Raw genomic sequence first — 8,701 nt, forward strand, 5'->3', positions numbered from 1 at the left:
TGGACAAAAGAGGATCGCAATGAGAGAGATAGTGGCTCCCTTCATGAGCTTACGTGGCGTGTGCCAGCTTTTTCTTTTGTGCGGCGTTCATCTTTTGTTCGCCTTGCCCTTCAGCACCATGGTGTTTATACCGGGGCTTACCAATCTTCGACCCGTTACCGCCCTCATGCCTATCTTCGGAATATTCTTTGGCCCGGCTGGAGCGTGGGGCTATGCTTTTGGCAACATTGCCTACGATGTGCTTTCTGGCAATGTGGCTATTTCCTGCATCGGTGGGTTTGTCGGCAATTTTCTGGCGACGCTGATCTTCTGGCTCCTTGTCAAAAGAATTACCAAAAATGATCGCGTCGTAGGCTCGTTGTCGACCTGCCTTGCCTATGTGGGCATATCGGTGGGGGCAAGCATTGCGGTGGGGATATCGGTAGTGTCCTGGGTGTTTTTCTTTATTCCGGAAGCTGATGCGGTCTACCTGTTCGTCTCGATCATAATCAACAACACTTTTTTCTTCATCATGCCCGGTATGGCGCTCTGCATCTTGTTCTCCACGGAGTTTAAATTTGCTCCCTATACAGGTAAAAAAGCGTCTCCGCCTCCTCACGGGCATGAAGAAGAATCCTGTATAGAGGGTAGGCAAGAACCGGTATAGATTAAGAATAAAACTTATCGAGGCGCAGGGCGCTGAAAGGCCTGTTTTGAAGGAAGAGAATGCGAGCGGGTCGATAAGCCGGGTTCTGTCGTTGGACGGCCATTTATCTCGAACGTGTGTCGCCACACGCCTCAAGCACGCAACCCGAACGTACGACGGGCAGCCGTATTGCGTTCCTATTTGCGCTTGCTCCGGATGGGGTTTTCCAAGCCGCGCCGTTGCCGACGCGCTGGTGCGCTCTTACCGCACCGTTTCAGCTTTTCTCCCGTCGCCTCAAAGGCAGCGGGGGAGTTTTCTTTTCTGTGGCACTGATCCGTCGGGTCGCCCCGCCCAGCCGTTAGCTGGCATCCTGCCCGGTGGAGCCCGGACTTTCCTCGCACCTCAAAGGTACGCGACCGTCTGGCCCGCTCGCGTATGGTATTCTAGCAAATCGAACCTGACACGCGGACGCGAAACGCAAAGCCGCGTGAAAATCGCAGGAAGCCGAGGCACCCCCCGGCTTCCTGCGCACCAAAAGGAGGGATGAGACGGATGGCCACCTGCGCACTCGTTGCGGCGATCGATTTCAACGCCGAGGATTTCCAGGCACGTCGCATGGCGGGCGATTTCGATTTCGTCATAGCCGTCGATGCGGGCTTCGCCTGCTTGGAGGCCCTTGACGTGGTGCCTGACATGGCGGTGGGCGACTTCGACTCGCTCGGCTACGTGCCAAAATGCCGTCGCGTGTCCCGCTTTCCGGTGAAGAAGGACAAAAGCGACATGGAGCTGGCGTTGGAGAAGGCGGTAGCTTGGGACCATGACGAGCTTGTCGTGTACGGTGCGTTGGGCGGCAGGCTGGATCACACGCTGGCGAACCTGCAGCTGTTCGCGAAGTTCTCCGAGCAGGGGCACTACGTCACTGCTGTGGGCGATACGTATGCCGTGCGCTTGCTCACCGGGCCCGACGTGCTCGACCTGCCCGATGTCGAGGCCGGCACGGTCTCGGTGTTTTCCGCAAGCGATTGCGCCCGCGGCGTCATCGAAACGGGCCTCGCTTACGCGCTGAACGACGAGGACCTTACGAACCGCACCTCCCGCGGCGTCTCCAACGAGCTCATCGGAGAACCTGCTCGCATTGCGGTAGAAGAGGGGACGCTCTACATCTTTCATCCGCTTGCCTAACCGTATGTGCGATGAGGCCACTTGATCTTTATAATAGCGGACAGACTGGCTTGCAGGCCGGTCGCTACATACCGGGGAGCTTGCAGCCGCCATGCGGCCGGGCAGGCTGAGAGGAAGCGCCGATACCACGCTTCGACCCGACGAACCTGTATGGGTAATGCCAACGAAGGGAGTCTCATGACGCAGTCGCACTGCACGCCTGCCTCGCCGATCACGCAAATCGATCGCGCACGCGCAGGCATCGTCACCAGCGAAATGGAAATCGTCGCAGCCAAAGAAGGTCGTGATCCCGAGTTCGTCCGCGAGGGCGTGGCTGCCGGGCGCATCGCCATCCCCGCGAACATCCGCCATGCTTCGCTCTCTCCCGAGGGCATCGGCGGCGGGTTGCGGACGAAAGTGAACGTGAACCTGGGCATCTCCGGCGACGTTGCCGACGAAGCCGAGGAGTGGAAGAAGGTCGCTGTGGCACTTGAGCTGGGTGCTGAGGCTATCATGGATCTGTCGAACAGCGGCAAGACGCAGGGCTTTCGCACCCGGCTGGTAGAGAAGGCTCCGGCCATGATCGGCACGGTGCCGATGTACGACGCGATCGGGCATTTGAACATGCCGCTGGTGGATATCAAGCCCCAAGACTTCCTGGCCGTGGTGCGCGCGCATGCCGAGGACGGTGTGGACTTCGTCACCATCCACGCCGGCATGAACCGGCGCACTATCGAGACGTTTCGCGAGACGGGCCGCCTCACCAATATCGTCAGCCGCGGCGGGTCGCTCTTGTTCGCCTGGATGGAGGCCACCGGCAACGAGAACCCGTTTTTCGAGTACTACGACCAGGTGCTGGATATCCTGCACGAGTACGACGTCACCATCAGCATAGGGGACGCCATGCGGCCGGGGAGCACCTTCGATGCCAGCGACGCGGGGCAGATCGCCGAGCTCATCGAGATCGGGAAGCTGACGCAGCGCGCGTGGGATGCGGGTGTGCAGGTGATGGTCGAGGGTCCGGGGCACATGGCGCTCGACGAGATCGCCGCGAACATGAAGCTGGAGAAGCGTTTGTGCCACGATGCGCCCTTCTACGTGCTCGGTCCGCTGGTCACCGATATCGCGCCAGGCTACGACCATATCACGGCCGCTATCGGCGGGGCGGTGGCGGCTGCCTCGGGTGCCGACTTTTTGTGCTACGTGACGCCGGCTGAGCATCTGCGCCTGCCTGACGTCGACGACGTGCGCGAAGGTTTGGTGGCCACGAAGATCGCCGCGCATGCCGCCGACATCGCCAAAGGCGTGCCGGGTGCGCGCGACATCGACAACCGCATGAGCGATGCTCGCCGCCGCGTGGCCTGGGAAGAGATGTTCGACCTGGCTATCGACCCGGTGCGCCCGCGCCGCTACTTCGAGAGCGCGCCACCCTCCACGGACGGTACCTGCACCATGTGCGGCGAGATGTGCGCCATGCGCACCGTCAGCAACATCATGGACGGCTTAACGGTCGACCTGGGGAAGGAGTAGCTCCATGGAACCGTTTGCCTTGAAGAACGCGCTGGACAACGTGCGCGCGTCGGTGCCGCTCGTGCACTGCGTCACGAACTATGTGACAGCGAACGACTGCGCGAACGCGCTTTTGGCCATCGGAGCCAGCCCCATTATGAGCGACGAGCCGGCCGACGTGGTTGACATCACGTCGATCTGCGGCGGTCTGGTGCTGAACATCGGCACGCTGAGTGAGCGCACCATCGAGGGTATGTATATGGCAGGGAAGCGAGCCGGTGAGCTGGGTCACCCCCTCGTGTTGGATCCAGTAGGTGCTGGTGCCTCGAAGCTGCGTACCGCTACGGCCGAGGGGCTGTTAGGCAAGCTGGACGTGCGCATTGTCCGCGGCAACAAATCCGAGGTGCGCTCGCTTGCGGGTGCTGCCGCATCCACCCGCGGGGTGGATGCGAACCCGGATGATGCGGTGACCGAACAGAACCTGGCAGAAAACGCGGCGTTCGCGCGCGAGCTGGCCGCACGCTGGGATACGGTGGTGGCGATCACGGGGGCGATCGATGTCGTCGCCGATTCCAAGCGGGCGTTTGCTGTGCGCAACGGCGTTCCCCTCATGGGTAAGATCACCGGGGCGGGGTGCATGCTTACGTGTTTGAGCGGGGCCTTTGCGGTTGCGAACCCTGGTCGTCTGCTCGAGGCGACGGTCGCTTCTGTGGCTGCTCTGGGGTTGGCGGGCCAGATCGCAGCCGATCGCATGGGTGGCATGGACGGTACGGGATCGTTTCGCACCTATGTGCTAGATGCCCTCACCCGCATGGACGGTGCCGCCCTTGATGCAGGTGCCAAAGTCGAAGAGATCGGATAGGTTATGTTTGATCGGGAAGAACTCAAGCGCGCCTTGGAGCTGTATGCGGTGACCGACCGTGCTTGGTTGGACGGCCGCACGCTGGCCGCCTGCGTTGAGGATACCTTGCGCGGCGGTGTGACGTTCGTGCAGCTGCGCGAGAAGGACGCACCGCCCGCCGAGGTGGTGCTCCGTGCTTGCACGCTGGTGCCGCTCTGTCGCGCGGCAGGGGTGCCTATCGTCGTCGACGACGATGTTGAGGCGGCTCGGATCAGCGGAGCCGATGGCGTGCATATCGGCCAGAGCGACACGGCCTGTGCCGAAGCGCGCGCCGTACTGGGCCCCGATGCCCTGGTGGGCGTTTCGGCTGCGAGTGTTGCCGAAGCTCAAGCAGCCGAAGCGGCAGGTGCCGACTATATTGGCGTGGGGGCATTGGCGAGTACGGCGACGAAGCCCGAGGCCGGTATTCTGACACCTGATGAGCTGCGCACTATCTGCGAGTCGGTGAGCATCCCGGTGGTAGCCATCGGTGGATTGAATGCCGAGACCATTCCTCTTCTTGCCGGCACCGGCGTCGACGGCGTTGCCGTGGTGTCCGCTCTTTTCGCCGCCGAGGACATAGAGGCGGCCACGCGCGAGCTGAAGGCGATCGTGGAAGAGACGCTTTGCCTGAAGAAGGAAGGCGGGGTATGAAAGCAGTGCTCAGCATTGCAGGGTCGGACTCGAGCGGTGGAGCTGGCATCCAGGCCGACATCAAGACGATCGAGGCGTACGGCTTGTTCGCCGAAACGGCAATTACGGCGCTGACGGCCCAGAACACCACGGGGGTCTTCGGCGTCGTGGATATCGAGCCGGACTTCGTGGCCGCCCAGATCGATGCCGTGTTCGAAGACATCCGTCCCGCTGCGGTGAAGATCGGCATGGTCTCGTCCGCTGCCATCATCGAGGCCATTGCCGCGCGCCTCGAATATCACCACGCACGCAATATCGTGGTCGACCCGGTCATGGTATCCACCAGCGGCTCGCGCCTTATCGGTGACGATGCGAGGGGGGCGTTGGTGGAGCGCCTTCTTCCCTTGGCCGACGTCGTCACGCCTAACATGCCGGAGGCGGCGGTGCTTTGCGGGTTTCCTGTCGAGAGCGAAGACGACATGGAGCGTGCCGCGCACTACCTTGCTGCTCCGAACAAGGGCGTCGTGCTGGTAAAAGGAGGGCACCGTGAGGATGCGGCTGACGATGTGCTCGTCGCCCCGAGCGGCATCGCCGTTTGGCTGCGCGCTAGGCGCATCGCCACCCTCAACACCCATGGGACCGGCTGCACCCTGTCTGCTGGCATCGCCTGCGGTCTGGCTGAGGGCTGTGACATCTCCACCTCGGTGCGCCGTGCCAAATACTTCGTCACCGGCGCTCTCGAATCCGGTCTCGATCTGGGCCGCGGCAACGGCCCCCTCGACCATAAGTGGCAGCGGGGGGCTCCGTCGGTCTGACGTGCGCCCGGCATCTGCGATATCGCAGGTACGATGGTGGCAGCGGGGGGCTTCGTCGGTTTGACGTGCGCCGGAGCTGTTCGGCCTACGGTGCCACGCGCGGTCTTGCTACGCCAGACGGTGCAGTCCTGTTTGCGTTGTGTGCATACAGGACTGCACCAAACGTGGCTTCCTTACCGCTCGAATACGCATGCGCCGCCGGTGAACGTGGCCAGCACGTGGGTTTTCTGGATGTCTTCGGCCGCGCAGGTCAAAAGGTCATGGTCGAGCACAGCGATGTCGGCCAGCATGCCGGGTGCGAGCGTTCCTAGCTCGCGTCGACGTCCTGCCGCCGCGGCGCTTCCCTGGGTGTAGGCGCGCAGTGCTTCGGGCATGCCGATGCGCTCGTCCGGTAGCCATCCGCCGGCGGGCTCGTGCGTCGTCGGATCCTGTCGCGTCACGGCGCTGTACAGTACGTTCATCGAGTTCACATCGACTACGGGCGAGTCGGTGCCGAAAGCCAGCACGGTGCTCTTGTCGAGCAGCGTGCGCAGGGGCCACGCATATGTCGTGCGCTCCGGTCCCAGGTCGCGCTCCGGTCCGCCCGGGTCAAGCGTCATATGGGGCGGCTGTACGGCGGCCACCACCTGCAGCTCAGCCAATCGGCCCAGATCGCTCGGTAGGAAGTTCTCCCCATGCTCGAGGCAGTTGCGTCGTCCGTTGGGAAGCGCCCCGAAGCGACAACGTGCTTCCTCGAGGATGTCGAGCGCCGCGTGTATTGCTGCGTCGCCGATCGTGTGGATGCGCACAGGATAACCCTTCTCGGCTGCCGCAAGCACATAGGCGCGCATAACGGAGGCGTTTACCGTGGGCCGTCCGCAGTCCTCAGCGAACCGTGCATTGGTATACGGTTCGGTCAACCAGGCCGTATGCTGGCTCGAAACACCGTCGAAGAACTGCTTGAAGCCTGCTGCCTGCAGCATCGGCCCCGTATAGCGCTTGCGCATCCCCTCGAACCGCCCCAGATCATCCGTCAGGGTGGGGAACAAGTGCACGCGTGCTGTCAGCTCGTCGCGAGCGAGCAGTGCCGCATGTACATCGTCGCGTACGAAATCCAGGCCGGGGCTCGCCATGAGCGACAAGTCGCATACGCTCGTCACGCCGTTTTTCGCCAATCGTGCCAAAAAGCCACGATAGGCCTGTGTTGTCTCGTCGTCGGTGAAGGCACCCATGATCTTGGGCATAAGCTCCATGGCTGCGGACTCGCGTACGATGCCGGTCGGCTCGCCGAACTCGTCGCGGTCGTATGATCCTCCGGCCGGAGGGATGCTGTCGCGCTGCACGCCCAGTTCGTTCAGCGCGGTCGAGTTCAGCCAAAGCGTGTGGGCATCGCCCGAGTACAGGGCAACGGGACGGTCGGGGAACGCTTGATCCAGCGAGTGTTTCGAGGGCAGCAGGGGAGGGTTCCAGCGGTACTCGCGCCAGCCCTGCGCCAGCAACCAGCCGCTCGGCCGGCGCTCTGCGAGCCGTTGCATGCGCGCCACGCAGTCAGCCTCGTTTTCACCCAAAAACGTCGTGGCAAGTGGCGAGGAATACACGGCCGAATGGAAGAAGTGCAGGTGCGAATCGTGGAAGCCGGGTACGACCAACGCATCTCCGAAGTTGCGGATCTCAGGTGAGCCGACTCCTGTATTCGCCTGCGCTGCGAAGGCCCGTACGTCGTCCTGTGGTCCTGCGGCCACGATGCGGTCTCCCGACACGGCAACTGCACCCGGCGTTGCCGAACTGCTCGTTCCCGTGAACACCCGCTCGCTCTCGATGATCAGGTCGACCTGCATGGGAATGCTCCTCTCGGTTGGCGCGCGGACTTACGGCAGCTCGAAGCGGTAATCGTCCCCGCAGATGGTTTGCTTCAGCTTACCTTCGCATACCAGGTAGATCAAGTGTGCCATGGTTTCACCTAGGGAGAAATACTTTTGGTCCAACTCCCACTCGCGCCAATTGCCGTAGCGCCACTTCGCGTGGGACGAAATGTCCACAATGTCATGGTGTCCGCTCGCAACTAAGCCGTAGATCTCGCTGAGTCGCTCTTCGTGGTGCTCGATAAGCTGCATAACGCGACCCTGGAGATCCTGGAAGAAGGCCCCGTGTGCGGGCAGCACGTAATCGACGTCGAAGGAGAGCATTTTGCCGAGGCTCGCCAGGAACTCTTCGAGTGCGTTGTAGGCAGGGAACCACGACGCGACGGAGGGAGTGATGCGCTCGAGCACGTGGTCGCCCACGATCATGATCTTGCGGGCAGGCTCGTACAGGCAGATGTGCCACGGGTCGTGCCCTGGCGTCTCTACGATGCGAAACAGGTAGTCGCCCGCCCGATACTCGTCGCCTTCACGCAGATATGCCACCGTGGGCTGGTTCTTCAGGGGAAGCAGCTCCGCCGACACGTGCAGACGTGGCTTGCCCTTCTTGAAGGTGATGCCGCTTTGATGGGGTGCCGCGGCCTGCAAGAGCAGCGGGCCGAACACGTGCGCCTCCATGTCCTGTAGGTTCTCCACCTCCTGAAACGAATGGAGGTTTGCGAAAACCGGCATGCCGTCGCGGTAGATGCGGTCGAGGTTGCCCGTATGGTCGGGGTGCGAGTGCGTAAGCACGATCTCAACACCCTCCCAGCTACGCCCGAGTGCCGAGAGTGCCTGGTCGAGCGCTTCTTCGCAGGCAGGATGATTGAACCCGACATCAATGATGACCGTCTTGTCCTCGGCGAGGATGAAGTACGAGTTGATGGCCTTCAGCGGGTTGTGGGGCAGCGGAACCCGTACGATGTAGAGGTTGGGGAATAGCTCGACGGGTACTCCGAAGGGCGCGGCAAGGCAGGTTTGCTTTGCTGAGAAGGCATCCAAGGCGAAACTCTCGTGTGGTTGAGTATTGTTTGTTTGGTTGCATTCCATCGTACTCGTCCTTTCGACGCGGGATGGCTTGAGAAGGCTGGGCAGGGTACGAAATATCCCAACATATCAAAAAGGCCGGGGCATCAGCCCCGACCTGCAAGTTTTGTGGTAGTCCCGACCGGATTCGAACCGGCGACCTCCGCCTTGAGAG

At 62.0% G+C, this 8,701-nt stretch carries 8 protein-coding genes, 1 other RNA gene and 1 riboswitch; of the genes, 6 read left to right on the plus strand and 3 right to left on the minus strand.

What is annotated here, in order from left to right:
- Positions 1–646 (plus strand): QueT transporter family protein (locus RR842_RS09770; RefSeq protein WP_332729610.1); only part of this gene is annotated, 646 nt, incomplete at its 5' end.
- Between the two features lie 58 nt (positions 647–704).
- Here RR842_RS09770 and rnpB read toward each other — a convergent pair.
- Positions 705–1,057: RNase P RNA component class A (gene rnpB / locus RR842_RS09775), an RNA gene on the minus strand.
- Positions 1,058–1,177: 120 nt separating this feature from the next.
- On the opposite strand from rnpB, the gene RR842_RS09780 reads away from it, so the two are divergent.
- The 5 genes from RR842_RS09780 (at position 1,178) to thiD (ending at position 5,623) form a co-directional block, all read left to right on the plus strand.
- The gene (locus RR842_RS09780) at positions 1,178–1,807 is read left to right on the plus strand and encodes a thiamine diphosphokinase (protein WP_332513962.1); all 630 of its coding nucleotides are present in this window, start codon (positions 1,178–1,180) and stop codon (positions 1,805–1,807) included.
- Positions 1,808–1,869: 62 nt separating this feature from the next.
- A riboswitch (TPP riboswitch) is annotated at positions 1,870–1,996 on the plus strand.
- Complete coding sequence (thiC, locus tag RR842_RS09785) at positions 1,985–3,316, plus strand: phosphomethylpyrimidine synthase ThiC (protein ID WP_332518397.1); 1,332 nt, start codon at positions 1,985–1,987, stop codon at positions 3,314–3,316. (Overlaps the previous riboswitch by 12 nt.)
- 4 nt (positions 3,317–3,320) lie before the next feature.
- Entirely contained in the window at positions 3,321–4,157 is an 837-nt protein-coding gene (gene thiM / locus RR842_RS09790; protein WP_332729611.1) for a hydroxyethylthiazole kinase, read from the plus strand.
- A 3-nt stretch (positions 4,158–4,160) separates the two neighbouring features.
- Entirely contained in the window at positions 4,161–4,829 is a 669-nt protein-coding gene (gene thiE / locus RR842_RS09795; RefSeq protein ID WP_332522093.1) for a thiamine phosphate synthase, read from the plus strand.
- Positions 4,826–5,623, plus strand: a complete 798-nt coding sequence (gene thiD / locus RR842_RS09800; RefSeq protein WP_332729612.1) for a bifunctional hydroxymethylpyrimidine kinase/phosphomethylpyrimidine kinase — start codon at positions 4,826–4,828, stop codon at positions 5,621–5,623. Before thiE ends, thiD begins: the two co-directional genes overlap by 4 nt.
- Positions 5,624–5,796: 173 nt before the next feature.
- Here thiD and RR842_RS09805 read toward each other — a convergent pair whose 3' ends face one another.
- Both RR842_RS09805 and RR842_RS09810 read right to left on the minus strand, forming a co-directional pair.
- Positions 5,797–7,440: an amidohydrolase gene (locus RR842_RS09805; protein ID WP_332729613.1), complete on the minus strand. Its 1,644-nt coding sequence runs from the start codon at positions 7,438–7,440 to the stop codon at positions 5,797–5,799.
- 30 nt (positions 7,441–7,470) lie between these two features.
- On the minus strand, positions 7,471–8,550 hold the full coding sequence (locus RR842_RS09810) for an MBL fold metallo-hydrolase (RefSeq protein WP_332721905.1): 1,080 nt from the start codon (positions 8,548–8,550) through the stop codon (positions 7,471–7,473).
- Positions 8,551–8,701 lie beyond the last annotated feature (151 nt).

It is taken from the genome of Gordonibacter sp. (assembly GCF_036667095.1).
GTDB lineage: Bacteria > Actinomycetota > Coriobacteriia > Coriobacteriales > Eggerthellaceae > Gordonibacter.

What these genes read in the sequence shown, in the direction of transcription:
- RR842_RS09780 (WP_332513962.1), top strand. Translation starts at nt 1,178, where the DNA reads ATGGCCACCTGCGCACTCGTTGCGGCGATCGATTTCAACGCCGAGGAT.
- thiC (WP_332518397.1), top strand. Translation starts at nt 1,985, where the DNA reads ATGACGCAGTCGCACTGCACGCCTGCCTCGCCGATCACGCAAATCGAT.
- thiM (WP_332729611.1), top strand. Translation starts at nt 3,321, where the DNA reads ATGGAACCGTTTGCCTTGAAGAACGCGCTGGACAACGTGCGCGCGTCG.
- thiE (WP_332522093.1), top strand. Translation starts at nt 4,161, where the DNA reads ATGTTTGATCGGGAAGAACTCAAGCGCGCCTTGGAGCTGTATGCGGTG.
- thiD (WP_332729612.1), top strand. Translation starts at nt 4,826, where the DNA reads ATGAAAGCAGTGCTCAGCATTGCAGGGTCGGACTCGAGCGGTGGAGCT.
- RR842_RS09805 (WP_332729613.1), bottom strand. Translation starts at nt 7,440, where the DNA reads ATGCAGGTCGACCTGATCATCGAGAGCGAGCGGGTGTTCACGGGAACG.
- RR842_RS09810 (WP_332721905.1), bottom strand. Translation starts at nt 8,550, where the DNA reads ATGGAATGCAACCAAACAAACAATACTCAACCACACGAGAGTTTCGCC.